Below are 25,312 nucleotides of genomic sequence, written 5' to 3'. Positions count from 1 at the left end.
GGTTTCTTTATTTTTCCGCCGCCAGAAGAAACGCCTGAAACAGTCGCTCGCCGTCGCTGTCCGGCTCAAAAAGATATTCGGGATGCCACTGCACACCCATAAAAAAACGCCTTCCCGGCATATAAAGGCATTCAACCAGACCGTCCTTTGATTTTGCCGCGCAGCGGAGCGCGGGCGCGATGGTTTTTACCGCCTGATGGTGCATACTGTTTACCATCATTTTTGTTTTTTTTAGGATATCGTAAAGCGGGGTATCCTTTTCAATTTCGACGCTGTGCACCGGCACGTCGTAGGGCGGCTGCTGGTAATGGGCAATCGGTTCGCCCGCAGTCTGCGCGGGGATATCCTGATAAAGGCTTCCGCCGAGCGCCGCGTTGAAGAGCTGAATGCCGCGGCAGATGCCAAAAACAGGCTTGTCGAGCCGCAGCGCCTGATGCAGAAGGGAAATTTCCAGCCGGTCGCGGCGCTGGTCGATCGCCCCGCAGAAGCGAAGCGTTTCCTCGCCGTAAAGCGCCGGATGCGGGTCCGGCCCGCCGGAAAACAAAAAGCCGTCGCACCGCTGTGCCAGCGCCGCAAGATCGGCTTCGTCCTGCATGAGCGGCAGAACAAGCGGAATGCCGCCCGATTCTTCCACCGCATGCAGATAATTCGGGCGCATCCAGAGCCTTTGCTGTTCCGTATCAAAAAGAGGGGTAACGCCAATTACCGGTTTCGCCACCAGAATCCCTCCCGAAATCAAAATCTGCAATGAATTTCTATCTATATATATTTCCAACTGTTGGAAATGATTTTTAATTCAGAGAAATTATGGAATATTTTTTTATTATACCATGCCAAAACCGAACAAAAATGAATAAACTGTATATTTCCGTCCGACCCGTAAAAAATAGGAAAACGGGGTGAATAAATATGAATAAAAAAAGAACCGCCACGCTGGTCGGCGCGCTCGCGTTGATCGTAACGCTGGGCGCGACAACCGCCGCGGGCTATGCTTCAGCAAACAAATACAAAATGTATCTGGACTATAACTACAAACGCGCGCTGGGTGATTTAAGCGGGAGTGTTTCCAATATTGAAACCACGCTGAACAAATCCGTATACGCGAATACCGCGACACAGCAGAACGGGCTGGCCTCCAAGCTGATGCGCGAGTCCACCATGGCAAAATCCGCTTTGTCGGTCCTGCCGGTTACCGACCATTCGCTCGACAACGTATCCAAATTCGTTACGCAGGTCGGTGATTTTGCCACGACGATGTCCACAAAAGTCTCCGCCGGCCAAAAAATCACCGACGACGAGTACAAGACTATGCAGGATCTGGAGAAATTTGCGAAATCCTTGCAGTCCGGGCTTCAAAATGTAAAAACCAACATTCAGTCGGACAAACTGGCGGATGAATTCAAAAAGACGTCCGAGGATTTCACCAATTTCCCATCCCTGATTTACGACGGCCCGTTTTCCGACCACATCAGCCAGATGAAACCGAAGCTCACCGAGGGGCGCGCGGAAATACCGCAGGGCAACGCGCAGAACATCGCCGCAAATTTCCTGTCGGTTGCTTCCAATAAGCTGACGCACGTGCAGGACAACGGCGGAAACCTGCCCACTTACAATTTTACCGCAAATGACGGCAAACTTCGCATCTGCGTAACAAAGCGCGGCGGATTTGTTTCCACCTTTGACAACATGCGCAGCGTGACGACAGAAAACCTGGGCTACAAGGACGCGGCCAAAAAAGCGGAAAACTTTTTAAGTGCGCACGGAATCACCGATATGAAACAAACCTATTACGTGATGAACGACGGCGTCTGCACCATCAACTACGCGTATGATAAAAACGATATTATCTACTATCCGGATTTGGTCAAAGTATCCGTGGCGCTGGACAACGGCGAAATCGTCCGGTTCAACTCTACAGGCTATGTTATGAACCACCACGACCGCACGGTAAAAGCGAAAATTTCCGCAGATCAGGCGCAGGCTTCCGTCAGCAAGAAGCTGAAAATAGAAGAACGGAGGCTGGCTTTGATACCAACCCCCGGACTGAGCGAAGTACTCTGTTATGAATTTTTATGTACCGGCCAGAACAAGGACCGCGTACTGGTTTATATTAACGCGACGACAGGCTATGAGGAGCAGATTCTCATTCTGCTGCAATCCGACAACGGCATTCTGGTAAAATAGACGCACAGCGTCTTTCGCCGTTTCCCCCGCGCCGCAAGCGGCGCTCCTCCACGGAATCGTTATGGAACGCTTACCGCTCATCCAAATGGCTTCGCGGGGGAACTACGAATAAAACTGTTTTTCCGTATGCCTATTTTTTTCCCAAAAGGGTAACAAGAACCGCCTTCTGCGCATGGAGGCGGTTTTCCGCTTCGTCAAAGATTTCCTTCGCATGCTTTTCAAACATTTCTTCGGTGATTTCTTCGCCGCGGTGCGCGGGCAGACAGTGCTGAATCATCGCGTCGCTCTTTGCGGCGGACATGATTTCTTCGTTGACCTGGAAGCCCTTGAACGCTTCGCGGCGTTTCTTTTCCTCGTCTTCCATTCCCATGGACGACCACACGTCGGTAATGACGACGTCGGCGCCTTTGGCGGCTTCCTTCGGGTCGGTGGTGATGCTGAACGCCGGATGGGTCACGGCAAAATCAAGTACGGCCGCGCTCGGTTTATACTCGGCGGGGCAGGCTACGGCAACTTCCATCTTCATTTTCAGGCCGGCAACGATCAGGGAATTCATCATATTGTTTCCGTCGCCGATAAAGCACAGCTTCAGCCCCTCAAGGCTTCCCTTGTACTCGCGGATGGTCATGAGGTCGGCAAGCACCTGGCAGGGATGGGAAAAATCCGTCAGGCCGTTGATGATCGGGATGGAGCCGTTCTGCGCAAGCGCTTCCACCTCGGACTGCTTGAAAGTGCGGATCATGATGCCGTCGAGGTAACGGGAAAGGACGCGGGCGGTATCCTGCACCGGTTCGCCGCGCCCGATCTGCAGATCGTTGACGGAAAGGAAGATCGGCAGGCCGCCGAGCTGGTACATACCCACTTCGAAGGAAACGCGGGTCCTTGTGGACGCTTTTTCAAAAATCATGCCAAGGGTTTTGCCCGCCAGATGACGGTGCTCGATGCCGTGCTTCTGTTCGTATTTCAACTGGTCGGCAAGATTCAGAATGCCGGTGATGTCCTCGCTTGTCAGATCAAGCATTTTCAGCAGATGTTTCATAGTTGCCCTCCTTAAAATTCGGTTAAATTATAATAAATTAGGTAATACCCCGCCCTGCCCGTTTTACAGCCTTGTACTTGGAAAAATATCCTATCGTTTGTTTCTATTTATAATATAGAAATTGCAGAGCTTTATGAAATGGCTTTCGAAAGAATCGCCAGCCCCGCGTCAATTTCCGGGTAATCGATCACAAGCGGCGGCAGAAAGCGGAGCAAATCCTTCGCGGTTAAAACCAGAAGGCCGTTTTCGGCGCATTTCTGCGCGGCTTCCTTCGCGGTTTTGTTTTTCAGCTTCGCGCCGAGCATCAGCCCCATGCCGCGGACGGATTCGACTCCCTCCATGGCGCTCAGTTTTTCTTTGAAATATTCCCCTTTTTGACGGACTTCTTCCAGAAAGCTTTCTTTCGCAACCCGGTCAAGCACGGCAAGCGCGCCCGCGCAGACGACCGGGTTCCCGCCGAAGGTGGAACCGTGCATGCCCGGCCCCAAAACGTCTTTGAGCCGTTCACTGCACAGACAAGCGCCGATCGGCAGGCCGCCGCCCAGCCCTTTTGCGCTGGTGACAACATCCGGCTGAATACCGTAATTCTGGAAGCAGAACAGTTTGCCCGTCCTTCCGATTCCGGTCTGCACCTCGTCAACGATAAGAAGGATATCCCGCTCCTTGCAGAACGCGCCCAGTTCTTTTACAAATCCGGGGTCAAGCGGAACAACGCCGCCCTCACCCTGTATCATTTCGATCATGACCGCACAGGTATTGCCGTTCACCGATTCTTTAATGCTGCCCATTTCCGGCTTCGCGTAGGAGAAGCCCGGGGTAAACGGGGTAAAATACTGATGAAAACCGTCCTGTCCCGTGGCGGCCAGCGTGGTGACCGTGCGGCCGTGGAAGGAATTTTGCAGCGTTACGATATGATGATGATTTTCGCCGTAGGTGTCGGTGCCGTATTTTCGCGCAAGCTTGATCGCGCATTCATTCGCTTCCGCGCCGGAGTTTCCGAAAAACACCCTTGAGAAGCCCATCAAGCCGCAGAGTGTTTGCGCCAATTCATTCTGCACCGGACTGTAATATAAATTCGAAGTATGCTGTAATTTCGCGGCCTGCTTCGCGACCGCCTGCACCCATTTTTCGTCGCAGTAGCCGAGGGAATTTACCCCGATTCCGCTTGTGAAATCGATATATTCTTTTCCTTCGCTGTCAACGGCCTTTACGCCATGACCGGAAACGAGCGCGACCGGAAAACGCCCGTAGGTATGCATGATGGATTGTTCATTCTGTTCCTTTATTTCTTCAAAGGTCATTTTCACCCCTCCGTAATCAAAATCAGCAGAGCATCGTGCCGATGCCCTCGTCGGAAAACAGCTCGATTAAGATGGAATGCGGGATTCTGCCGTCGATCATATGCGCCCGGCCCACGCCGCGCCGCACCGCCTCCACACAGCAGTCGATTTTCGGAATCATGCCTCCGCTGATAATCCCCTGATTTTGCAGCTTCGGCACATCGCTGACATTCACAACCGGGATAATGGACTCTTCGTCGTCCTTATCGCGCAAAAGGCCGCGGACGTCCGTCATCAGAATCAGCTTTTCGGCGCCCAGCTCCGCCGCGATGCAGGAAGCGGCAATATCCGCGTTTACATTGTAGACCTCGCCGCCGTTCCCGCCCGCAACGGTGGCGATAATCGGCACATAGCCGTTGGCGGTTGCGTTCGTAATAATAGCGGGCTGCACTTCGGTAATTTCGCCGACGTAACCCAGATCTTCCGCCCCGGAAAGCTTCTTTGCCTTGAGCATGCCGCCGTCCAGCCCGCAAAGGCCGATTGCGCGCCCATTGTGCCGCTCCAGAAGCTGAACCAGGTCTTTGTTCACCTTCCCGGCAAGCACCATCTGAACGATCTCCATGGTTTCGCCGTCCGTAACGCGCATTCCTTCGACAAAGCGGCTTTCTTTACCAACCTTTTTCAGCATGCCGCTGATTTCCGGCCCGCCGCCGTGCACCAGCACCACGTTAATGCCGACGAGCTGCATCAGGACGATGTCGCTCATGACCGCTTTTTTCAGGTCTTCATTCACCATGGCGTTTCCGCCGTATTTTACGACAATCGTCTTGCCTGCATATTTCTGTATGTACGGCAATGCCTGAACCAATACCTTCGCCCTGTCGGCGTTGCTGATATTCATTGTGTCACTTCCCGTTTTTTATCAGGTTCTGTAATCCCCGTTTATCTTTACATAATCATAGGTAAGGTCGCATCCGAATGCGGTGGCTTCCGAATCACCGTCGTGCAGGGTAATCTCCGTATTGATTTCACTGCATGTCAGAATTTTCTTTGCCAGGCCCTCGTCAAAATCGACCCCGGCGCCGTTTCTGCACACTTCGATTTTTCCGGCATCCGATGCAAAGGAAACATCGACCGCCTGAATATCGGTCTGCGCGCCCGAATAGCCGATCGCGCAGAGCACGCGGCCCCAGTTCGCGTCCGCGCCGAACATTGCCGCCTTGAACAGGCTGGAACAGATAACGCCCTTTGCCGCAAGCCGCGCGTCTTCGGGGCTTTTCGCGCCGGTCACATGGCTAATGAGCAGCTTCGTTGCGCCCTCGCCGTCCCCGGCGACTTCCCTTGCGAGCACGGTGCACAGGGCGGTGAGCGCTTCGGTAAACGCGTTGTATTCCTGTGAATCCGCAGGGATGGTTTCATTCCCGGCAAGCCCCGAAGCCATGATGGACACCATGTCGTTTGTGGACGTGTCGCCGTCTACGCTGACCATATTAAAGCTGACATTAACCGCCTCGTGCAGAGCCTTATTCAGCACTTCCGGCAAGATGGACGCGTCCGTGGTCAAAAAGCAGAGCATGGTCGCCATATTGGGATGAATCATCCCGGAGCCTTTGGCGATTCCCCCGATGCGTACGGGTTTCCCACCGACGAAAACCTCTACGGACAAATTCTTTACCTTTGTATCGGTGGTCATAATCGCCCGGGCGGCGCTTTCGGAGCCGTCCCTTGAAAGCGCCTTTGCCAGCGCGGGCGCGGCGTTTTCAATCGGTTCAATCGGAAGCACCTGCCCAATGACCCCCGTGGAAGCAACAATGACATCCTGCGGCCGGATATTCAGCGCCTTGGCGGCGATTTCACACATTTTCCACGCTTTTTCCTCGCCGTCGGCGTTGCAGGTATTCGCGTTGCCCGAATTGCAGAGCACCGCCTGCGCCTTTCCGTCGGAAAGATTTTTCTGCGTTACGCGGAGCGGCGCGCCTTTTACAAGATTCTGCGTATAGACCGCCGCCGCCGCACACGGCGTCTTTGCATAAATCATTGCCAGATCGGGTTTTGTTTTATTTTTCCGGATACCGCAGAAAATCCCCGCCGCGGTAAATCCTTGGGCCGCTGTGACCCCGCCTTCAATAAACTTCATGCCGTCAACTCCTTAAAATGCCGGGGGAAACAATTTCAATCCGGTTGTTTCATTGAATCCGAATACAAGATTCATATTCTGAATAGCCTGACCCGCCGCGCCTTTCACCATATTGTCGATCGCGGAGATCGCGATAAAGGTATTGGTTCGCGTATCGATATGAAGGGAAATATCGCAGAAATTGGAATAGCGAACGTTTTTGATATCCGCTTCGCGCCCCTGCGGAAGCAGGCGGATAAAATATTCTTCGCCGTACGCTTCCCTGTACGCGTTCTGCATCTGCTCCATGGTAACGCCGTCCGTCAGCTTTGCGTAGCAGGTGGCGAGAATGCCGCGGTTTACCGGAAGAAGGTGTGGCACAAAAGTGATTTTCACCTTCGACCCCGCCACACGGGAAAGGCTTTGCTCCATTTCCGGCGTATGGCGGTGGGAAGCCACCTTATAAGCGCTCATGCCCTCGTTCAGCTCGGGGTAATGCGTGTTCTGGGTAAGCTTTCGCCCCGCTCCGGTCACGCCGCTCTTGCAGTCCGCCAGAATGCCCTCCTTTTGAATCAGCCCGTTTTTCAGCGCCGGGGCGAGCGCAAGCGGAACCGCCGTAGTGTAGCAGCCCGGGTTCGCAAGGATTTTCTTTCCCCGGATGGCTTCGCGGAACAGTTCCGGAAGGGCGTAGACGGAAGCTTCATGGAGTTCCGGGTACCGATATGTTCCGCCGTACCATTCCTGATAATCTTCTTCGTTTTCCAAACGGAAATCCGCGCCCAGATCGATAAAAACCTTGCCTTTTTCAAAGCATTCCTTCGCCAGCTCCTGCGAAAGGCCGTGAGGAAGCGCGGCGAAAACCACGTCGCTTTGTTCAACGACTTCTTCCTGCGTGCCGCAGATCCTATCGCAAAGCTGATAATATGCGGGATATACTTCGGAAAGCGGTTTGCCCTGAAAACTCACGGAGCTGATTGCCGCAAGCTCCGCGCAGGGATGCCCGCTTAAAAGCCGGACCAGTTCCGCGCCCGCATAGCCGGTCGCCCCGACCACTCCCGCCCGGATCATTGCGCCGCCCCCAGTTTCTTTAAAATCCGGTTTGCCTGCGCCTCCACATTCTGCGGGGCGGGTCCGCCCGTAACCTTTCGGCCGTTCACGCAGTTTTCCAGCGAAATCGCTTCGAAAATGCCACTGTCGAAATGCGCGTCAAATTCCTTGTAGGTTTCAATCGGAAGGGTTTCCAGCGTCAGACTATTGTCGATGCAGTACGCCACGATTTCACCCGTAATTTTATAGGCGTCGCGGAAGGGGATGCCCTTCCCGACCAGATAGTCGGCGCAGTCCGTCGCGTTGATAAATCCCTTTGCGGCGGCTTTGCGCATATTCTGCGGCAGAACCTTCATGGTATCGACCATGGGGATGAAGGCCGTCAGGCACATATGAAGGGTATCCACCGCGTCGAATATGGCTTCCTTGTCCTCCTGTATATCCTTGTTATAAGCAAGGGGAAGACCCTTCATCATGGTTAAAAGCGTTGTTAAATCCCCGATGGCGCGCCCGCTCTTGCCGCGCACAAGCTCGGCGATATCCGGATTCTTTTTCTGCGGCATGATGCTTGAACCGGTGGAGAACGCATCGTCCAGCTCAATGAATTTGAATTCCCACGAGCACCAGAGGACGATTTCTTCCGAAAAGCGGGAAAGATGCACCATGGCAATCGCGATATCCGCCGCAAGCTCCATGCAAAAATCACGGTCGGAAACGCCGTCCAAACTGTTGTTCGTTACGCCGCCGAAGCCCAAAAGCGAAGCCGTCATTTCGCGGTTCAGCGGATAGGTCGTCCCCGCAAGCGCGCCCGAACCGAGCGGGCATTCGTCCATGCGCTTTTCGGTATCCTCCAGACGGGACAAATCCCGCTGGAACATTTCGGCGTAGGCCAGCAAATGATGCCCGAAGGTAATCGGCTGTGCGCGCTGCATATGCGTGTACCCCGGCATCACCGCGTCTTTATTCTGAAGCGCCCTGCGGCACAGGACGAGAATCAGTTCCCTGATCTGCCCGTGCAGCGCCCTGCATTGTTTTTTCAGATACAGCTTCACGTCCACCGCAACCTGATCGTTCCGGCTGCGCGCGGTGTGCAGGCGTTTGCCCGCCGGCCCGAGCCGCTTCGTCAGTTCACCCTCCACAAAGGTGTGGATATCTTCGCTTTGCGGGTCAATCGTCAGCGTTCCGGCTTCGATTTCGCCGAGGATCGCCTTTAGTTCCGCGCAGATTTTTTCGCTTTCTCCCGCGTCGATGACCCCGCAGGCACCCAGCATGGTCGCGTGGGCGATACTGCCCTCGATGTCTTCCCGAACCATGCGGCTGTCGAAGGAGATGGATGAATTAAAATCATTGGTTTTCTGATCGAGTTCCTTGTGGAACCTTCCCGCCCACAGCTTCAAAGCAATTCACTCCCCTATTTGAAACAGGGGGCGGACAGCCGCCCGCCCCAGTATATTTTCCTGAATTTATTTCTTTTGTTTCTTCATCGCCTGTACCTGAATCGGAAGGCCGAACAGGTTGATGAACCCGGCGGAATCCGCCTGATTGTAAACCTCATCCTCACTGAATGTCGCAATATCTTCGTCATACAACGAATACGGAGAAGAAACGCCCGCGTCAATAATGTTGCCCTTATACAGTTTCAGCTTCACCTCGCCGGTTACCGTCTGCTGGGTGCTGTCCACGAAAGCGGAGAGCGCCTCACGCAGCGGGGTAAACCACTGGCCGAAATAAACCAGCTCCGCGAACTTTACGCCCACGCCCTGCTTATAATGGTAAGTGTCCCTGTCGAGACAGAGTTCCTCCAGCTTATTGTGCGCGTGGTAAAGGATTGCGCCGCCGGGTGTTTCGTAAACGCCGCGGGATTTCATGCCCACCAGCCGGTTTTCCACGATATCGGCAATGCCGATTCCGTTTTCTCCGCCCAACTTATTGAGCTGCGAAATCATGTCGACCGCGCAAAGCTTGCTGCCGTTCAGCGCGACCGGAATGCCCTTTTCAAAAGTCAGGGTTATGTAGGTCGCCTTGTCGGGCGCCTGCTCCGGTGAAACGACAAGCTCCAAAAAGCCCGGTTTGTTGTACTGCGGCTCGTTGTTGGGGTCTTCCAAATCCAGACCCTCGTGGGAAAGATGCCAGAGGTTTTTGTCCTTCGAGTAATTCGTTTCCCTTGTAATATTCAGCGGAATATTGTGCGCTTCGGCGTAGTCGATTTCCTCGTCGCGGGATTTGATGCTCCACTCACGCCACGGAGCGATAATCTTCATCTTCGGAGCAAACGCCTTGATGGCAAGCTCGAAACGCACCTGATCGTTGCCTTTTCCGGTGCAGCCGTGGCAGATGGCGTCCGCGCCTTCGGCCTCCGCGATTTCCACCAGCCGTTTCGCGATCAGCGGCCGGGCAAACGAGGTGCCGAGCAGATATTTGTTTTCATAAACCGCACCCGCTTTCAGGGTCGGCCAGATGTAATCTTCCGCAAACGCCTTTTTCAGGTCCGCGATATAAAGCTTGGAAGCGCCGGTCTTTTTCGCTTTTTCTTCCAGTCCGGCCAGCTCCGCGCCCTGCCCCACGTCGGCGGCAACGGCAATTACCTCGCAGTTGTTATAATTTTCTTTCAACCATGGTATAATAATGGAGGTGTCCAAACCGCCCGAATAAGCGAGAACAACTTTTTTTATTTTGTTTTCCATCTTTCTGTCCCCCTGTTTGTTATGTTGTGTTTTATTATACACTGTTTATACCGAATATCAAGCTTTTTATGCATAAATATTCATTTTGTCTCAATTATATAAAACACAATAGTATATTATTTTACGCATTGTAGGATATAGCCAAATATGGTAATATTCAATATAGGAAATTCATAATTAGGAGGCGCTTTTCATGTTTCAGGAAATGAATATTTGCAGTCTGAACTTTAATCCATTTACAAAAATTTCAAAAGAATGGATGCTGATCACCGCCGGGAACAAGAAAAAATGCAACACGATGACGGCAAGCTGGGGCGGAGTGGGCGTACTTTGGAATAAGAACGTATCTTTTATCTTTCTGCGCCCGCAGCGCTACACACTGGAATTCCTTGAAAAAGGAGATTTTTATTCCCTTTGCTCCTTTGATGAAAGCCAGCGGGAAATTCTGAATTACTGCGGCAGCCATTCCGGCCGCGACGTTGACAAAATAAAGGAAGCCGGCCTTACAACCGTTTACGACGGCGGCGTCCCGTATTTTGAAGAAGCCCGCTCCGTGATTATCTGCCGCAAGCTTTACGGGCAGAATATGGAGCCTTCCTGCTTTATCGACTCTTCCGTCGAGCAGAAAAACTACCCGAATAAAGATTATCATAAGATGTTTGTCGGCGAAATCGTGAAGGTTCTTGAAAGAACCTGAAAAAAAGGAGAAAACAAAAATGTTACCGTGGAGCCGGTCGGAAATTTATGTGGGGTATTCCGGCAGTACCTTCAACGATGTCTGCACCCTTCTCGAAGTGAATAAAATCCTTTACGACTACCATGTGGAGAATCAGTTTTCCGGAATGCGCGGGATGCAGGGCCGCATGGCCATGACCAGAGAAAACCCGGATTTTGAAAATTTATACTCCGTTTACGTTGCAAAGCCGGATTTCCGGCAGGCGAAAAGGATTCTGGAACAGGCCGATATTCAATAAGGAAGCCCGGTATCCAGCTTTACGCAAAGAAGGCCGCTTCGTTTGAAGCGGCCTTCTTTCTCATTCAATTTCGTATTCTTTAAGCAAATCGTCCATCGTGCGGGGCACCTGCGCCGTAAGAAGCAAGCCGGTTTCGGTGTATTCCTCGTTTTCCACCGTGCCGTCGCGGCGAATCTGCGCCGCCAGCCCGCTTTGCATAAAGGGCAACAAAAGCTTTACCCTCTTTGTTTTTACCGGAAGATTCTCTTCAATCGCGGCCAGCAGCTTGTTAATCCCCGTACCGTCTGCCGCGCTGATGCGAACGGAGTTGCCCATAAAGGGAATGATACTCGCCCCCGTCAGAAGATCACACTTATTAAATACGGGTATGATCGGACGGCCTTCGCAGCCAAGCTCCGCTAAAAGCTCCGTCGTTACCTTTAAATGCACCTGCGCCTCGGGGCTGGACGCGTCGCAGACGTTCAGGATAATATCCGCGTCGGCGGCCTGCTCCAGCGTGGAGCGAAACGCCTGCACCAGGTGATGCGGCAGCCTGCGGATCAGGCCGACGGTGTCAATCAGCATGACCGTCGTGCCGCAGGGCAGTTTCAGCGCCCTCGCCGTCGGGTCAAGCGTAGCAAACAGCATATTCTCCGCCAGAACGCCCGCCTGCGTCAGACAGTTCATCAAGGTGGATTTTCCCGCATTGGTATACCCCACCAAGGCAACCGTAATGACGCCGTCTTTTTTCCGGCGGCGGTTCATCAGCCCGCGGTGCTTTTCCACATCCGCAAGCTGTTCGTTCAGCGTGTCAATCCGTCTGCGGATATGACGGCGGTCGGTTTCCAGCTTGCTTTCACCCGGGCCGCGCGTTCCGATTCCGCCGCCAAGGCGGGAAAGCGCGGTGCCTTTTCCAGAAAGCCTCGGCATCATATATTTGAGTTGGGCAAGCTCCACCTGAAGCTTGCCCTCTTTGCTCCTTGCACGCGATGCAAAAATATCCAGAATCAGCATCGTCCGGTCCACAACGCGCACCTTGCTGATCGTTTCAATATTGCGAATCTGGGTCGGGGATAACTCGCAGTCAAAGATAAGCAGGTCAATTTCATGCTTTTCGCAAAAATCCGCGATTTCCTGCATCATGCCCGAGCCGACACAGGTCGCTTTATCCTGCGCGGGCCGCTTTTGCGTAATCGCGCCGAAAGGCTCCGCCCCCGCGCTTCGCGCAAGTTCATACAGCTCCGCCAGAGAAGCATCCGCGTCATAATCGCCGGTGTCCACTTCAACCAGCAGAGCACGCTCTGTTCCGTCTTCTATTTCATGCATTTCCAACCCGCTCGTCCCCTTTTACGACATATTTCCCGGGAAATTAAGTTTATTTTATCTTATTTGCCGGAAGATTGCAAATTTATCGGAATGCGATGTAATTGTATTGACCGCCGTCGCAATTAAAATTATTAAGCGTCCCGCCGTTGGACGGCGTGTTCTGGGTCTGGAATACGGTCAGTTTGGCGGTTCCCAGATTGATTCCCATCGTGTTTCCCTGTTTTGTGGCAAAAGCCAGACTGTTTTTATTGTACCCGCCGCTTGGAACGTATAAGTTGCATACGGAGAGCGACAGAAACACAATGACCAGCCTTGCATCGAAGGGAAGGGAAATCTCCTGTTTGGCAGCCCCGTTTCCGCTGTACGTTCCGATTACAAAGCCTTCTTTCAGCTGCGTCCGGTCGGCGGCCGTCAGATGCACGTCCGTATTGTTGAAATGCGACGTTAAAAGAGCGTCTAAAAGCGTATTGTCATCCACAAAGTCCCTGCGCATCGGTTTGTCCGTTCCAACCCAGCTGTTCAGTCCCAGACTTGTTTTGTTGTTTGTCGGCATAATTTCCTCCTTCTACCATTGTATCCGCCTGCCGCCGTAATCATCAACTGCATCCCATGTAAGGCTTATCCCGTCCAGCGTATCAAACGATTGATTTTCTCCGTCGATATTGTTCCATGAAATCCTTCGAAAATCCAGTTCGGCGTTCAAATGCGCCGGAAGGAATAATTTGGCAGCCCTTTGAATGGAAAGCCCCTGTTCACTTTGGACGTCGGCATCCTTGCAGTTCACGTAAATCTTTTTTTCCGCCATACATTCGCAGACTTCTACATCCGCTCCCGGTGCGGCCAGCGCATATTCCATATCCGCCCGGGTAAAGGAATTCGGCGTAATCGCGCAGCGCTTCAAAATCCGGCTGCGCCGCTCCTGCGTGTCCCCCGCCGTGCCGATCTGCAGCGTGCTTTCCCGGTTGAAAAGGCCGTACTCCGAAGCGGTTGCCACATAACTTTCCCTTTCCAGCTCCGCCAGAGCGTCAAAGGCTATGTTCAGCCCGGCCGCGTACGCCCGCAGTTCCCAGTCGACCTGCGTTGTTCCGTTTAAGGTATAGATCCCGGTTGCCTTCATGCCGGAAACCATAGATTCGAGCGCACGCATCAGCCCACCCCCGTGTAAAAACCAACCTGCACCGTACCGCAGACGGCAAGCCGGCCGGGCTCCGTCTTTTTATCCGTAATAACGGAGGTGTCAAAAATATAATTTTTAATTTTACCGGTTGAAAAGATCTGAACGCCCAGTGCTGTTAAAATTACCGGTTCGCCGACCGACAGCTCTTCAAAATACGTTCGGACCGCTTGTTCGCAGGCGGTTTTTGCCTCTTCAAACGGCACAGTATTCACGGGGGTAACGCCTACGCTGACATTTACTTCCTCCGTTTGCGCGGCGGACACCGTCACGTTGACGTTAACCTCCCGCAGCTCGTTCATTTCTTTCTGCACCTGACTGACAACGTCCGGCGAGGGCGCCCCTCCCCTGCCGCCGAGGTACACGCCGACGGTTCCCGGGCCTTTTTCGCGCGGCACAACGCCCACCGAATAAACGCCGTCGTATTTCATGGCGCATTCCCGGTAAAACGCCGCGTTGGTTCCGTTGGAAATGCTTGTGTAGCTTTGCATCAGGCGGCTGCGCAGCTCACTGTCGCTTTCGCTGTCCGCTCCGCCGCGGAAAGGAAGCGGATTCGTTACGGTTTCCAGCGCCGGGGGCGGGGTAACCATCAGCGTAACGGTGCCGGTTTCCGTATTTCCGCTCCGGCCGCCCTGTTTGGCTTTCGCCGGTACGGTAACGCTCAGTTTACCGCTTTGCAGAATTCCTTCCTGCGTCGTCACATAACGCACCGGATTTTCCCCCGCGGTGGAACATACCGTTCCGGCGGGGATAACCGCATTGTACCAGAGCGCCGTGCTGCGCTGAAAAGTAAGGCTGCCCGACGCGGCCACCGGCTGCTTGCGCCCGAGCCCGCGTTCCTGCGCGCGCAAATCCAATTGCTCGCCCTGCGCACTCTGCGCGAACGTCTGCATTTTCAGCCATTCCACCGCGCTGCACAGGGAATACACCTCCCCGGCAAGCACCTTCATGCGGATTCCGATATCGGACGCGTCGTCGGGCGAATACCCGGAGAGGGATGTAAATTTATCCTTCATCCCGGTAAGGATTTGTTGATAGCTGTACATTACAGGTTCACCTCGATTTCGGTTTTTTCGTCTCCGCAGCAGAGCCGGAATACAACCGTTATCGGCTGGGTTTCGGAACACGCGGCGCTTTCCACCGTTACCTGTGGCAGAGACCGGAGCGCCTCCTGCGCCATGGTAAGCGCTTTAGCGCTCAGTCCGCTGTCCCCGGGCTTCAGTTCATGCAGGCGGCTGCCGAGCTGCGGATCATACACAAAACTTCCGAGCGGAATTTTCAGCCGGATGGCGGCCCGCTGCAAAAGTTCCTGTTCCCCACCGATCTGTTTGGGCCTCCCGTTCGAACCGGGAAGAAAATCCCCGTTTTTTAATGCCGTATCCAAGCTACCCCTCCTTCTTCGCGGCAAAAACCTGACCGTTAATGACAACCTCACCGCTGTTTTTCAGGTAAACACATGCCCCGCCCGAGGAAAACAGCATCAGTTCCCCCGGCGCAAGGCCGCGGTCGCCGCAGACCGCGCCGATGCACGCGCTGCCCGCATCCGTGCCGATCACAACCGTGCGCGCCGAATTCGGCGGAAGATACGCAATCCCCCAGGGCGAAAGCAGCGGCAGCCCGCGGTATTCGTTTATTCCCTGCATCACCGAGCCGCCCGTCACTTCAGCAACCTGCGCCGCGGGCTGCTGCTTTTGAACGGATATCATTTGCTGTGAAAGCCACATCGTCTCACCTCCTCAAGAGATACCGGCTGTTTTCGCCGTTCGAATCCAGCCGGTACTCCATTCCCGCAATATAAAAGCCCTCCATCGCGCCGAGCGCCGCGTCCCGGACCTTTGCGCGCTGTAACAGGCGCGCGCGGATTTCTCCGGGGCAGTCGACCACCACCCGGAACGACTTATGTTTTGCCGAGCGGATTTTTTCATCGGCGTCGGTACTGCCTTCCGTCAGGCATCTTCTCCGGCGGATGCCGATCGAGACTGCCTCGTCGTCTTTTGCCGCTGTGCTGTACGTGCCGCTTTTCCCCGGTTTCGTAAGGATTTCCGAAAAGCGGTCGCAGTAGCGATTTTCCGAAAAGACGGAAGAATAGGGCGTTCCGCAGGAATTGTCAAATACGATTTCCCCGGGCGGGATTTCCCCCGAAGCGTCGAAAACAGTATCAAGAATTCGCGGTTTTTTCTTTAAAAACCGGGTACAGAAGCTTTCGGCGACCTGCCATTCGCTCATTCCCTTGGAAACCGTCAGCTCCCCGGAAAAGATTCTGTTCTCGCCCCGGAAGCCCGAAAAACCGTAGGGCTTCACATGCCTTGTAAAAATCGTCTCCAGCGACGGCATACAGTACGTCTGCGGAATCGCCTCGTTGTCAAGAAGGAGCGCGGCGCGGCTGCGCGCCGCCAGTGTGAGCGTCCGGCCCGCGCCGCAGCTTTCCTTCTGTTCATCCGTAATCCCGTCGAAGCACAGTTGGCGGTTCCGGTCATAAATTCGAAGGGCGCGGATACATCCGGTACTCTCCAAAAGCGGAAATACGCCCGTAAACCCGTCCGCCGGCGCGTCCTCCGAAATTTCCAGCTTTGCCGAAACCGGCGGGGGAAGCGGAAACGCCCCGTTTGGCGTAACCCCGATGTAATTCACGGAAGCACCACCCTCTGCCCCGCAGTAAGCCCGTTCGGCCACTGGATCATGGGATTCAGCTTTTTCAGCGTATCCACATCGGTATGATAGCGGTTTGCCACGCTCCAAAGGCTTTCCCCGCCCGCGCAGACATAAATGCCCGCCGGAACCGTCCCCACCGGGTTTTCGGCGGCGGCGCCGTCCTCCACAAACACAAAGCTGTAGGCAACGCAGTCCGGCTGGGCTTCGCCGATCATTTTCAGCGAGGCAAACGCCGCCTGAAATGGAACCACCCCCGGCAGGCGAAGCGTGCCGCTGCCGCCCTCGGTGAAAACGGCGGCCAGCCGGTTGAATTCCGCCGCGCACCCGCCGCCGATAAATTCCCCCGTACCGGTAACGACGCGCTTGTCGCATCCCAAATCCTGCAAAATACTGCCGAAAAGCGGCAGCTTCAGATTCCGGATATTCCGGCTGTACTCCACCTGAATCTTCTTGGGGTTAAACGGCCAGATATAATTTTTGAAGCTCATGGGCTGATTTTTCATCCCTCTTCCCCCTCCCGCAGAGGATGCGGATACCGCCTGTAATCGCGTTCCATGCTCTCTGAAATCTCCTCCATATTTTTATCCGTTTTCCTGCGCCTCCTTCCCCTGTGTGCGCGCCGCCGCGACCAGCGTCATCGAGCTGCAAAGCGTATTTCCCGCCCCGCCCGACGCGGCGATATCCTTCCACCGGCATCCGGAGTAAACGGTTCGCACGCCGCTTCCCACAGCAACTAAATTGAAATTTGTCAGGGCGCACAAGTCAATCCCGGCGGCGGGCTGTACATTTTCCACCGCCAGCTCGTAGGTGATTCGTCCCTGCACGGTATCGACCGGTTCCTGCTCTCCCCAGGCGGAAACGGCCCGGCTCTGCTGGGCGCATTTGACGGTGTAGCGGTCGGCGACCGCCGCTTTTCTGCTGTCCGCTTCCAGATATACTTCCCTGTCCGCGTCCGGCGCGAGCATTTTCAATACCGCCCAGACGTAAAGCTCTTCCCCGCCCATCATGGCTACGTCGGCGCGTTTCACCACATAATTGCGCGCGGCGCCCTGTATTTTCTCCCCGGTGCAGAGCTTCTGCGCTGCCGGGCCGGTATAAAGATAATGCAGTGTATCGTAATAATCCGTAGGAAGGTTCAGCGAAGCGCCGCTCTTATACTGTAAAGGCCGGAGAATCGCATTCATGGAATTCCCTTTAACGCTGACCGTTTCCCCGTATTTTTGAAGCATCCCCTCCAGAATTTCACGCCTTGTCATTTTTTGATCCTCTCAAACAGGAACCCCTCGTCTTTCAGGTACGGCGCGGCCGCCGCTACGGATTCCCGCCATGCCTGCCGGGCCGTTTCCACGTTCATGCCGCTTTTTGTAACCCTTACGTCGCCCGCTGAAAAGCTTTCCTCCCCGGCGCAGGCGTTCGCAAGCGCCCAGCGGTACAGCGCGAGGGAGGCCGCCGCGGCACAGAGAATCCCCTGTGCCGCGGCACTGTCATCCTTGGCGCGCCGTTTGATTTCGGCCATTGCGTCTTCGCAGAACGGCTTGTACTTTGCAGCCGCTTTATCACTTAAATCCGCCATCAGGGCGAAGCGTTCCATCACATTTTCAATATCCAATTCGGCCACCCTTTACGCCTTGTAATTCAGTACTTTCACCGCGCCGTCAAAGATTTTGGTGAAACCGGCAATCGTACTGATGCATGCACGCTCCAGTTGGCGGTCGATCAGCTTGTCGTAATCCGTCTGTACGCCGCCCGCCTGCACCATTTCCAGCGCGCAGGTCTTGTCCAGCCCGATAATCTGCTTATCGGCCAGATTCGGCATATGCAGAAGGTTCGCGCCGAACGGCGTCGCCAGCTTTCCGGTTCCCTGAAAATTCAGGCCCGCGTTCGCGTCTTTGAATTCCGCAATCGAGAGGATATCCTTCGTTGTAGCGGTGGAAGCGAGCACGGTGTTCAGCTGATACGGGGCAAGCGCGCCCCAAAGGTTCACCATGTCGGTGTAAGCGGGCCTGTCCGAAGCCGTTACGAGCGTACCGGCGGGGGATTTTCCGTCGTCGCCGTGCAGAAGAACGTCTACCGCGTCGCCAAGCTGCGCCCTTGCGATATACGCGCCGATCTGGCGCAGGGTGACCGTAAACAGATCGAGCTTCTGGAAGCGGAGCGCCTCATAGCTTGCCACCAGCATCCTTCCGCGCTTGTGGAGCTTCACCAGATGATCCTGCGTTTTTACAACGGTCTGCGGAATCACCGTGCCCTCGGCGACGGGTTTTAAGGTCTTGTCGTCCGCTCCGGGATTCGATGTAATCGTGCGGTAATCCATGGAATTGATATTCGTTGTGGTTGCGACAAGGTTCGGAAGAAGATTCGCCATTTCCATCCCCTGACGAACCGCGCGGTTCACATATTCCGGGAACAGGGCGGCGGAGTCCGCCGTCTGAAAGAATTTTTCAATCCGGTCGCTTTCCGTGCCGCCCACGCGGATAGCAAAACGCTTTAACTGCCTTTGGTAAGCGTCCAGGCCGTCAAGATTGCTCCCCGCGTAATTTTCAGACGGGTCAAGGCTTTCCAGAACGTCCGTAAAACTTTTGCCCGGGGTGCCGTACATCCCTTTTTCCAGTTTGATGGATTCATAAAATGCCATATTCAATTCCTCCCGTTATTTAAAGAATGATGCCGCAGATCTGCGCCGCGGTGTCCACGTCGGTTACGAGAACGCTTCTTCCCGCGCCGTCAACCTGCACTTTGCCGCCGCCCGCGGCGTTCAGGGTCTGGTATCCCACTGCCGGAGTTGTTCCGGCATAAGGCAATACCGCATATCCGCGAAGCTGAACCGCCGCGAAGCCGTCGCGAACGGAAACCGCCACGCCGCAGAATCCGTCTTTTGCCGCGCAGGCGCCGACCGCGCCGTTTCCTGTCATTTTTACGGGCATTCCGGCCGTTACGCCGGAATCCGCTTCAAAGGTTGCCATTGCTTCACCGAAGCCGTTAAGTGAAATTTTCATATGTGCTCCTCCTGTATTCTTTATATTTTAAATTCGGCGTTGCCGCCGGATTCTTTCCTTTTCGCACCGGCAAGCTGAGGTGTCAGGGGCAGAAGTTCCTCCGCCTTTTTCCGGTACGCGCTTTCAAAGCATTTCAGATCTTCTGCGCTCATTCCCGCGGCGACGCGGCGGAGCGTTTCCGCCGGCAGATCCGGCTGGGAAAGGCCCGCGAATTTCACGAAGCTTTTTTCCAGTTCCCGGCGGTACTGCCTTCCGCACTCCGCCTCGCTTTTCAGGCTTTCCATCTGTTTCAAGAGCGCCCGGCTCTGCCCGCCGGTCAGCGTAATTTCGCCGTCCGCCGAAGCAATCGCTTTCAGAATAGTTTCGGCATCCGCTATGTCCGCAGAAAAGCTTTTGATAACGCCCGCTTCCCGCTGTGCCGGTACCGCTACAAAAGACCACTCGTAAGCATCCGTTGGCTCACTTAATACCGCGCAGCAGACCTGCCCGCCGTAGCTTTTTCCCTTTTTATGGGTACAGCCGTTTTTCTTCAAATCCGCGCCGCAGATGCTGCACGTTACCTTTCCTACGGCACAGCCCACGCTGACTTCTTTTTTAATGCCGCTTTCCAGTTCCAGAATCAAATCGGCGTTCTTTTCGCAACGCGGCAAATATGCCTGCGCCACTAAACGACAGTAAGGCTCGCCCACTTTCGTCCTGCGTGTGTCGTCCTGTTCCACGGCGCAGTCGTAAATGCGCGCCGTTTGGTTCTGCGTCTGCATGCTGTGGTTGAAAATGCCCGTCTTTCCTAAAAACAGCGGCGCGAGCTCTTTCAGCGCATCAATGGAAAACCGCTCGCAGTCGCGGTCGATTTCATTGTCACACAGCACGACCGAAAAGGTGTAAACCTCGTCCGCGCCGAATTCCCGGCGTGTATACCGGTTGATTTTCGAAAGCGCGTCCGCATCCGCTTTCCTGCTTTTCAGTACAAATCCCTCTTTCAAGTCACTCTTCCTTCCCTTCGGTTTTCAGGGCGGCTTCAATCTGCGCCGCCTTCGCGTTCATATACCTTGCGTTTGCCGTTTCCACCTGATCCTGCAAAGTGATGTTGTCCCATTTGATTTCAAACGCCGGGTCATACCCGTTCAGGCGCAGCCACAGCACGCAGATTCGATAGATTACCGGATTCAGCTCCCGCCGGTACGCCTGTAATTCGCTCGTCAGGATATCCGCCTGCTGGCTGGACATACGCTCGGTGGAAGACCACGAGAATCCCAGCAAAAACGGCGGAATGCCAAGCTTCGCCACAATCTGCTCCAGCATTTCGCGCACGGGGATTTCGCTGTCCAGAATCCGGTTGTCCGCGCCGATCGCCTTAATGCTCACGTCGCCGACGGCGACAAAATCGCTTACGCTGTCCTTCTGCATCGCCCGGCTCCACTCCCCGGCAATCTGCTGCGCGCGCTCTTTGGCGAAAGCGCGGTCCGCGGCGTCGCCGGTCGGCTTGTACGTAACGGCGAAACGCACGTTGCCGAGCCGTTCCCAGTTCACACCGATGGTATGGTAAATCTGAAGCAGGATTCCGCTTACAAACGGCAGTCCGTGCAAAAGCGAAACCCCCTTTGCACTGCCCGGCTCCGGATACAGCGCGGAGCAGAACACCAGCTCCGGATAGCTCACCGGTTCGCTTTTGCCCATTTCCCGGCGGCAAACCTCCAGCTTCAAAGGCGACACGGCTTTTAGCTCCACATCGTCCAGACCGGCATTGTAAAGCGCGGTGATTTCCCCGTTTCCGACAACCATTTCGCCCACCGCGTTGCCGTAGGTCAATAACTGCGACAGATAGCTGTTTAAAAAGCTCTGCACGCCCGCCTGTGTTGCATTCACCGGAACATTCTTTAAAAACCGGTTTAAGAAATCCTGTGCATCCGGATTTTCGCACTGAATTTCAAAAGCTCCGATCAGCCGGATGATTTTATCGATCGCCGCGTCAATAATCGGAACGGCCTCGCGCAGCGCGGCATAAAGCCGGTTTTCCCCCGACTGAAGCGGCACATAGCTGTTCAGCCCGGGAAAAGGCAGGGCGCTTGCCGCCGTCTGCACTGCCTGCGCCACCGGCTGGGGCTTCTGTTTCTTTCGTATCATGGTTCTCCTTTCCCGCGCGGCGCGGCAACGGCAAAGAAAGCGTCCTCCCGTAAAAGGAGCGTCGTTACAAAATACCGGATGTCGTCCATCGCGTGATCGTTTTCTTTTACCGGGGCGTCCCGGTTTTGGTCGTCGTTCCAGCGGTACAGCCCGAATTCCCGTATCGCGTCCGTACAGCTGCGGCAGATTTTGATGTCGCCCTGCTTGAGCGCCACGCTTACGCGCCGGATCCCGTCCAGCACGTCGTTGTGCGCGGGAACCACACGGTATTTTCCGTGCCGCCGGATTACCTCCATAAAGCTTGCCGCGGAGGGGTCGACCGTTACGCTTTCAATTTTCCGCCCGCCGCAAAGCTGTTCCAGCCCGGCGTAATGCTCCTCGTCCGTCCGCTGGGCGCCGGTACTGCGCGAATTAAAATAATATTCGTCCACGCGGTACCATACGCCGCCCTTCTCCCCCCAAAGCCCGAACGAGGACGGGTTCACCGTTCCGTAGTCGCAGGAAACCCGGAAGCGTTCGCAGTCATGCGGCGCGTCGCAGAACATCGAATCCGCCATAAACGGATACACTAATCCCTGCGCCGCCACCCACCGGCCCAGTACAAACCGTTCGTAAAAGGTTCCAGCGTACAGCCCCCGGTAGCGCGCCCGTATCTCCGGGCTGAGCGACGGGTTGTCCTCCATGGTAAAATGCAGGTACAGCGCGTTTTTCTGCTCCGCTTTCAAAATCCATTCGCGGTAAAACCAGTGCTGGGGATTTTCCGGGTTGCAGTTGAACCAGAATTTCGAACCCTCCACCGAACAGCGCGCCAGCGCCTGCTCCACAAACGAACGCGGCATCAGCGCCACCTCGTCGAACAGCACCCCCGAAAGGGTCATTCCCTGAATCAGCGCCGGGGAGCCTTCGTCCTTTCCGCCGAACAGATAAAACCGGTTTTGGTTCCTGCCGAAAGAAATATCGATGCGGTTTTCCGCCGCCAGCATCCGGCAATGGAACCCGGCTTCCTGCAAAGCGGGCAGCAAAGTGGTGATCAGGTTCCGCTTCAGCGAGCGGATGGTCTTTCCGCAGATGGCAAACGACCGGTCCTGAAAGCGCCACAGCGCCCACGCCGCAAACGAGATGCCAAGGCAGAGCGTTTTGCCGCTGCGCACCGCGCCGTCGCAGATTACCGCGTCCCGGTCCGCAAAGTGACTGCCGGGGCACCACCACGAGAGCGCCTGCAACTGCTTTTCTGAGAAGCTCTTAATTTCCATTCCCTTTTTCTCCAAGCGAGCGCGCGCACTCCTGCAAAGCGCGGTAAAGCGGAATCGCATCGCCGCCCGTTTCGCTCAGCTCCTCCAGACTTTCCAGCGCCTTAATCCGGTCGAAGAACTTAATTTCCATTCCGCCGCCCCTCGGGCGTTTAATTTCCGCAATGTTGTATAAGTCCATTTTGTCAAGCGCCGCCAAATCCGGTTCCTCGGTAAAAAGCAGGCGCACCGCGTCGGCTATCCCGCCGTAAGCCAGCCTTTCGTAGCCTTTTTTCACGCGCCTCCGGGTTCTCTCCCCTATTTCCGAATTGCTTTCCAATCCTTCGCCTCCTCTCAACACACCCGCATTTCGCAGGCTGAATTGCCCGTTTGAGGGAAAACATTGAAAAAAAATAGGATAAAAAAACCATTGACATCCTGATATAACGGTGATATCGTATATATACGATATATACAGTATGTGCTGACGGATGCGAGGTGACAAAGTGGATATCATCATCAGCAATTCCAGCGGAAAACCGATTTACGAACAGATAACGCAGCAGATTAAAAACCGTATTATCGCGGGTTATCTGAACGAAGGGGACGCGCTGCCCTCCATGCGGCTTCTGGCAAAGGAGCTGCATATCAGTGTAATCACCACAAAGCGCGCCTATGAAGATCTGGAACGGGACGGCTTTATCGAGACCGTCGCGGGCAAAGGAAGCTTTGTGGCGCGAAAAAACATGGAATTTATCCGCGAGGAACAGCTGAAAAAGGCGGAGAACCTTCTGCAAAGCGCGGTAGACGCGGCAAAATCGGGCGGAATTACGCTCGGGAAACTGATCGAAATGCTCTCTCTGCTTTACAGCGGCGAATAAAATTGTGTGCCGGAGGAATTTATATGGAAAATATTTTAGAAGTAAAGAATCTCAGCAAAAGCTACCCGTCGTTTCAGCTCAGCGACGTCAGCTTTACCGTCCCGAGCGGCAGTATCGTCGGATTTATCGGCGAAAACGGCGCGGGCAAAACGACCACCCTTAAGCTAATTCTGAATGAAATCCGGCGGGATTCCGGTTCCGTTACGATTTTCGGAATGGATAATATCAAGGATGAGCGCAAAATTAAAGAACAGATCGGCGTTGTCTTCGACGAAAGCTATTTTCATGGCGAGTTCAAGGCGGGCGATATCGCGGCGATCCTGAAACGGATTTACAAAAGCTGGGACGACGCCCTGTTCGAGGACTGCCTGCGCCGTTTCAAGCTTCCAAAGAATAAAATCATCAAAGAGTATTCCAAAGGGATGAAAATGAAGCTGAGCATCGTCAGCGCGATCGCGCACCATCCGCGCCTGCTGATTCTGGACGAAGCCACCAGCGGACTGGACCCGATTGTCCGCAGTGAAATCCTCGATCTCTTCCTTGATTTTATTCAGGATGAGTCCCACGCGATTCTGTTTTCCTCCCATCTTACCGGCGACCTCGAAAAAGTCGCGGACTATGTCACGTTTATCCACGAAGGAAAAATCGTGTTCGACCGTTCAAAAGACGATTTGATTTACCTTTGCGGAATTGTGAAATGCGACACGGCGGATTTCCAGAAGCTCGAAAAATCCAAACTGATCCGCTGGCGCAAAAATGAATGCGGCTATGAGGCGCTGGTCGAAAACCGCGAGGAGTTCAAACGGAAGCATCCCGGTCTGGTCGTGGACACGGCAACCATCGATGAAATTATGCTGCTGTATGTAAAGGGGGAAAAAGCATGATCGCACTGCTTACAAAAGATATCCTTACTTTGAAAAAGGTCGGCGTCAAGTTTGCAATTATTCTGGCGCTGTACGCCGTTATCTTCTCCTCATCCGGCGGCGTCGCCTTTCTGTCCGCATTTATCATTATCTTTTCAGCCATGCTCATTGTGAACGCCTTTGCCTATGATGAGCTGTCAAAATGGGATACCTACGCGCTTTCCCTGCCCGTAACGAAAAAGCAGATCGTGCTGAGCCGCTACCTTCTCGGCATTTTGTTTGATACCGCCGGTTTTCTCATTTCCATCCTTCTGGCGCTGGCCGCCCGCAAGCTGGATTCCGAATTATCGCTCATTATCTACTGCTTTTTCGCCGGTTCCCTCTTTATCATGGCTTTGATGATGCCCTTGCTTTATAAGTTCGGCACGCAGAAAGCCCGCATCTGGTTAATCGTACTTTTCCTTGCGCCCACAGCCGGGGCGGCACTTCTGAAGAATCTCGGGATAAACTTCTCCGCGCTCAGTTCCATCAGCAATGCCACGGCGGAGTTGCTGACCATTATTTTCCTACCTGCCGCACTGCTTCTCTATATTGGTTCTTACTTTTTATCCTGTTGGATTTTTCAAAATAAAGAAATTTGATGTATAAGCAATAAAAAAAGAAGGCATAATAAAAAGGAACGGCTTTTCCGTTCCTTTTTTAATTTGTTTTCATCTTTACTCCTCCCCTTTTTGAACTCTCCTGTAATGCTTCCTTCCGTGAAT

General features: G+C 54.3%; 30 protein-coding genes. 6 read left to right on the top strand and 24 right to left on the bottom strand.

Going from position 1 to position 25,312, the window contains the following annotated elements:
- Nucleotides 1-7: 7 nt before the first annotated feature.
- A complete protein-coding gene (locus OUY18_RS12710) occupies nucleotides 8-718 on the bottom strand; it encodes a gamma-glutamyl-gamma-aminobutyrate hydrolase family protein (RefSeq protein ID WP_268059146.1) in 711 nt (236 codons plus the stop codon).
- A 191-nt stretch (nucleotides 719-909) separates the two neighbouring features.
- Here OUY18_RS12710 and ypeB point away from each other — a divergent pair, with 191 nt between their 5' ends.
- A complete protein-coding gene (gene ypeB / locus OUY18_RS12705; protein WP_268059145.1) occupies nucleotides 910-2,184 on the top strand; it encodes a germination protein YpeB in 1,275 nt (424 codons plus the stop codon).
- A 130-nt stretch (nucleotides 2,185-2,314) separates the two neighbouring features.
- Here the strand turns inward: ypeB and argF are convergent, their stop codons facing one another.
- The 7 genes from argF to OUY18_RS12670 all read right to left on the bottom strand — a co-directional run bounded on the left by argF (nucleotide 2,315) and on the right by OUY18_RS12670 (nucleotide 10,350).
- Nucleotides 2,315-3,223, bottom strand: a complete 909-nt coding sequence (argF, locus tag OUY18_RS12700; RefSeq protein WP_268059144.1) for an ornithine carbamoyltransferase — start codon at nucleotides 3,221-3,223, stop codon at nucleotides 2,315-2,317.
- 131 nt (nucleotides 3,224-3,354) lie between these two features.
- Nucleotides 3,355-4,524 (bottom strand): aspartate aminotransferase family protein, encoded by a 1,170-nt coding sequence (locus tag OUY18_RS12695; RefSeq protein WP_268059143.1) that lies wholly within the window; start codon nucleotides 4,522-4,524, stop codon nucleotides 3,355-3,357.
- A 22-nt stretch (nucleotides 4,525-4,546) separates the two neighbouring features.
- On the bottom strand, nucleotides 4,547-5,404 hold the full coding sequence (gene argB / locus OUY18_RS12690) for an acetylglutamate kinase (RefSeq protein WP_268059142.1): 858 nt from the start codon (nucleotides 5,402-5,404) through the stop codon (nucleotides 4,547-4,549).
- 21 nt (nucleotides 5,405-5,425) lie between these two features.
- Nucleotides 5,426-6,640, bottom strand: coding sequence for a bifunctional glutamate N-acetyltransferase/amino-acid acetyltransferase ArgJ (gene argJ / locus OUY18_RS12685; protein ID WP_268059141.1), 1,215 nt, complete (start codon nucleotides 6,638-6,640; stop codon nucleotides 5,426-5,428).
- A 12-nt stretch (nucleotides 6,641-6,652) separates the two neighbouring features.
- Entirely contained in the window at nucleotides 6,653-7,687 is a 1,035-nt protein-coding gene (argC, locus tag OUY18_RS12680; RefSeq protein ID WP_268059140.1) for an N-acetyl-gamma-glutamyl-phosphate reductase, read from the bottom strand.
- Nucleotides 7,684-9,063: an argininosuccinate lyase gene (gene argH, locus OUY18_RS12675; RefSeq protein ID WP_268059139.1), complete on the bottom strand. Its 1,380-nt coding sequence runs from the start codon at nucleotides 9,061-9,063 to the stop codon at nucleotides 7,684-7,686. Before argH ends, argC begins: the two co-directional genes overlap by 4 nt.
- Before the next feature lie 66 nt (nucleotides 9,064-9,129).
- Nucleotides 9,130-10,350 carry an argininosuccinate synthase gene (locus tag OUY18_RS12670; protein WP_268059138.1) on the bottom strand — a complete coding sequence of 407 codons (1,221 nt, stop codon included), beginning with the start codon at nucleotides 10,348-10,350 and terminating at the stop codon, nucleotides 9,130-9,132.
- A gap of 193 nt (nucleotides 10,351-10,543) precedes the next feature.
- Between OUY18_RS12670 and OUY18_RS12665 the strand changes: the two genes are divergently transcribed.
- Both OUY18_RS12665 and OUY18_RS12660 read left to right on the top strand, forming a co-directional pair.
- A complete protein-coding gene (locus OUY18_RS12665; RefSeq protein WP_268059137.1) occupies nucleotides 10,544-11,047 on the top strand; it encodes a flavin reductase family protein in 504 nt (167 codons plus the stop codon).
- Between the two features lie 19 nt (nucleotides 11,048-11,066).
- On the top strand, nucleotides 11,067-11,324 hold the full coding sequence (locus OUY18_RS12660; RefSeq protein WP_268059136.1) for a hypothetical protein: 258 nt from the start codon (nucleotides 11,067-11,069) through the stop codon (nucleotides 11,322-11,324).
- Between the two features lie 60 nt (nucleotides 11,325-11,384).
- Here OUY18_RS12660 and hflX read toward each other — a convergent pair whose 3' ends face one another.
- The 16 genes from hflX to OUY18_RS12580 form a co-directional block, all read right to left on the bottom strand.
- Entirely contained in the window at nucleotides 11,385-12,629 is a 1,245-nt protein-coding gene (gene hflX, locus OUY18_RS12655; RefSeq protein ID WP_268059135.1) for a GTPase HflX, read from the bottom strand.
- Nucleotides 12,630-12,711: 82 nt separating this feature from the next.
- Nucleotides 12,712-13,182 (bottom strand): hypothetical protein, encoded by a 471-nt coding sequence (locus OUY18_RS12650; protein ID WP_268059134.1) that lies wholly within the window; start codon nucleotides 13,180-13,182, stop codon nucleotides 12,712-12,714.
- A 12-nt stretch (nucleotides 13,183-13,194) separates the two neighbouring features.
- Entirely contained in the window at nucleotides 13,195-13,776 is a 582-nt protein-coding gene (locus OUY18_RS12645) for a hypothetical protein (protein WP_268059133.1), read from the bottom strand.
- On the bottom strand, nucleotides 13,776-14,849 hold the full coding sequence (locus OUY18_RS12640) for a baseplate J/gp47 family protein (protein WP_268059132.1): 1,074 nt from the start codon (nucleotides 14,847-14,849) through the stop codon (nucleotides 13,776-13,778). Before OUY18_RS12640 ends, OUY18_RS12645 begins: the two co-directional genes overlap by 1 nt.
- Nucleotides 14,849-15,187 carry a histidine kinase gene (locus tag OUY18_RS12635; protein ID WP_268059131.1) on the bottom strand — a complete coding sequence of 113 codons (339 nt, stop codon included), beginning with the start codon at nucleotides 15,185-15,187 and terminating at the stop codon, nucleotides 14,849-14,851. The genes OUY18_RS12640 and OUY18_RS12635 overlap by 1 nt, the downstream gene beginning before the upstream one ends.
- A gap of 1 nt (nucleotide 15,188) precedes the next feature.
- A complete protein-coding gene (locus OUY18_RS12630; protein ID WP_268059130.1) occupies nucleotides 15,189-15,527 on the bottom strand; it encodes a hypothetical protein in 339 nt (112 codons plus the stop codon).
- A gap of 4 nt (nucleotides 15,528-15,531) precedes the next feature.
- The gene (locus OUY18_RS12625; RefSeq protein ID WP_268059129.1) at nucleotides 15,532-16,434 is read right to left on the bottom strand and encodes a hypothetical protein; all 903 of its coding nucleotides are present in this window, start codon (nucleotides 16,432-16,434) and stop codon (nucleotides 15,532-15,534) included.
- Nucleotides 16,431-16,958, bottom strand: coding sequence for a LysM peptidoglycan-binding domain-containing protein (locus OUY18_RS12620; RefSeq protein ID WP_268059128.1), 528 nt, complete (start codon nucleotides 16,956-16,958; stop codon nucleotides 16,431-16,433). Before OUY18_RS12620 ends, OUY18_RS12625 begins: the two co-directional genes overlap by 4 nt.
- 78 nt (nucleotides 16,959-17,036) lie before the next feature.
- A complete protein-coding gene (locus tag OUY18_RS12615; RefSeq protein ID WP_268059127.1) occupies nucleotides 17,037-17,711 on the bottom strand; it encodes a hypothetical protein in 675 nt (224 codons plus the stop codon).
- Nucleotides 17,708-18,064 carry a hypothetical protein gene (locus OUY18_RS12610; protein ID WP_268059126.1) on the bottom strand — a complete coding sequence of 119 codons (357 nt, stop codon included), beginning with the start codon at nucleotides 18,062-18,064 and terminating at the stop codon, nucleotides 17,708-17,710. The genes OUY18_RS12615 and OUY18_RS12610 overlap by 4 nt, the downstream gene beginning before the upstream one ends.
- A 12-nt stretch (nucleotides 18,065-18,076) precedes the next feature.
- A complete protein-coding gene (locus OUY18_RS12605) occupies nucleotides 18,077-19,090 on the bottom strand; it encodes a phage major capsid protein (protein WP_268059125.1) in 1,014 nt (337 codons plus the stop codon).
- A gap of 19 nt (nucleotides 19,091-19,109) precedes the next feature.
- Entirely contained in the window at nucleotides 19,110-19,451 is a 342-nt protein-coding gene (locus OUY18_RS12600) for a hypothetical protein (RefSeq protein ID WP_268059124.1), read from the bottom strand.
- 20 nt (nucleotides 19,452-19,471) lie between these two features.
- A complete protein-coding gene (locus OUY18_RS12595; protein WP_268059123.1) occupies nucleotides 19,472-20,434 on the bottom strand; it encodes a hypothetical protein in 963 nt (320 codons plus the stop codon).
- A 1-nt stretch (nucleotide 20,435) separates the two neighbouring features.
- Nucleotides 20,436-21,575: a serine/threonine protein phosphatase gene (locus OUY18_RS12590; protein ID WP_268059122.1), complete on the bottom strand. Its 1,140-nt coding sequence runs from the start codon at nucleotides 21,573-21,575 to the stop codon at nucleotides 20,436-20,438.
- A complete protein-coding gene (locus OUY18_RS12585) occupies nucleotides 21,572-22,828 on the bottom strand; it encodes a PBSX family phage terminase large subunit (protein ID WP_268059121.1) in 1,257 nt (418 codons plus the stop codon). The genes OUY18_RS12590 and OUY18_RS12585 overlap by 4 nt, the downstream gene beginning before the upstream one ends.
- Nucleotides 22,818-23,144, bottom strand: a complete 327-nt coding sequence (locus OUY18_RS12580; RefSeq protein WP_268059120.1) for a hypothetical protein — start codon at nucleotides 23,142-23,144, stop codon at nucleotides 22,818-22,820. The genes OUY18_RS12585 and OUY18_RS12580 overlap by 11 nt, the downstream gene beginning before the upstream one ends.
- Before the next feature lie 166 nt (nucleotides 23,145-23,310).
- On the opposite strand from OUY18_RS12580, the gene OUY18_RS12575 reads away from it, so the two are divergent.
- From OUY18_RS12575 to OUY18_RS12565, 3 genes are read left to right on the top strand one after another with little or no spacing between them, the layout of a single operon-like run.
- Nucleotides 23,311-23,685, top strand: coding sequence for a GntR family transcriptional regulator (locus OUY18_RS12575; RefSeq protein WP_268059119.1), 375 nt, complete (start codon nucleotides 23,311-23,313; stop codon nucleotides 23,683-23,685).
- 23 nt (nucleotides 23,686-23,708) lie between these two features.
- Nucleotides 23,709-24,569: an ABC transporter ATP-binding protein gene (locus OUY18_RS12570; RefSeq protein WP_268059118.1), complete on the top strand. Its 861-nt coding sequence runs from the start codon at nucleotides 23,709-23,711 to the stop codon at nucleotides 24,567-24,569.
- Complete coding sequence (locus tag OUY18_RS12565; RefSeq protein ID WP_268059117.1) at nucleotides 24,566-25,189, top strand: ABC-2 transporter permease; 624 nt, start codon at nucleotides 24,566-24,568, stop codon at nucleotides 25,187-25,189. The genes OUY18_RS12570 and OUY18_RS12565 overlap by 4 nt, the downstream gene beginning before the upstream one ends.
- The last annotated feature ends 123 nt before the right edge of the window (nucleotides 25,190-25,312 follow it).

The organism is Caproiciproducens galactitolivorans (genome assembly GCF_026672255.1).
Lineage (GTDB): Bacteria > Bacillota > Clostridia > Oscillospirales > Acutalibacteraceae > Caproiciproducens > Caproiciproducens galactitolivorans_A.
Note: the sequence above shows the minus strand (reverse complement) of the source record. Positions and strands in the feature narration are given on the sequence as shown.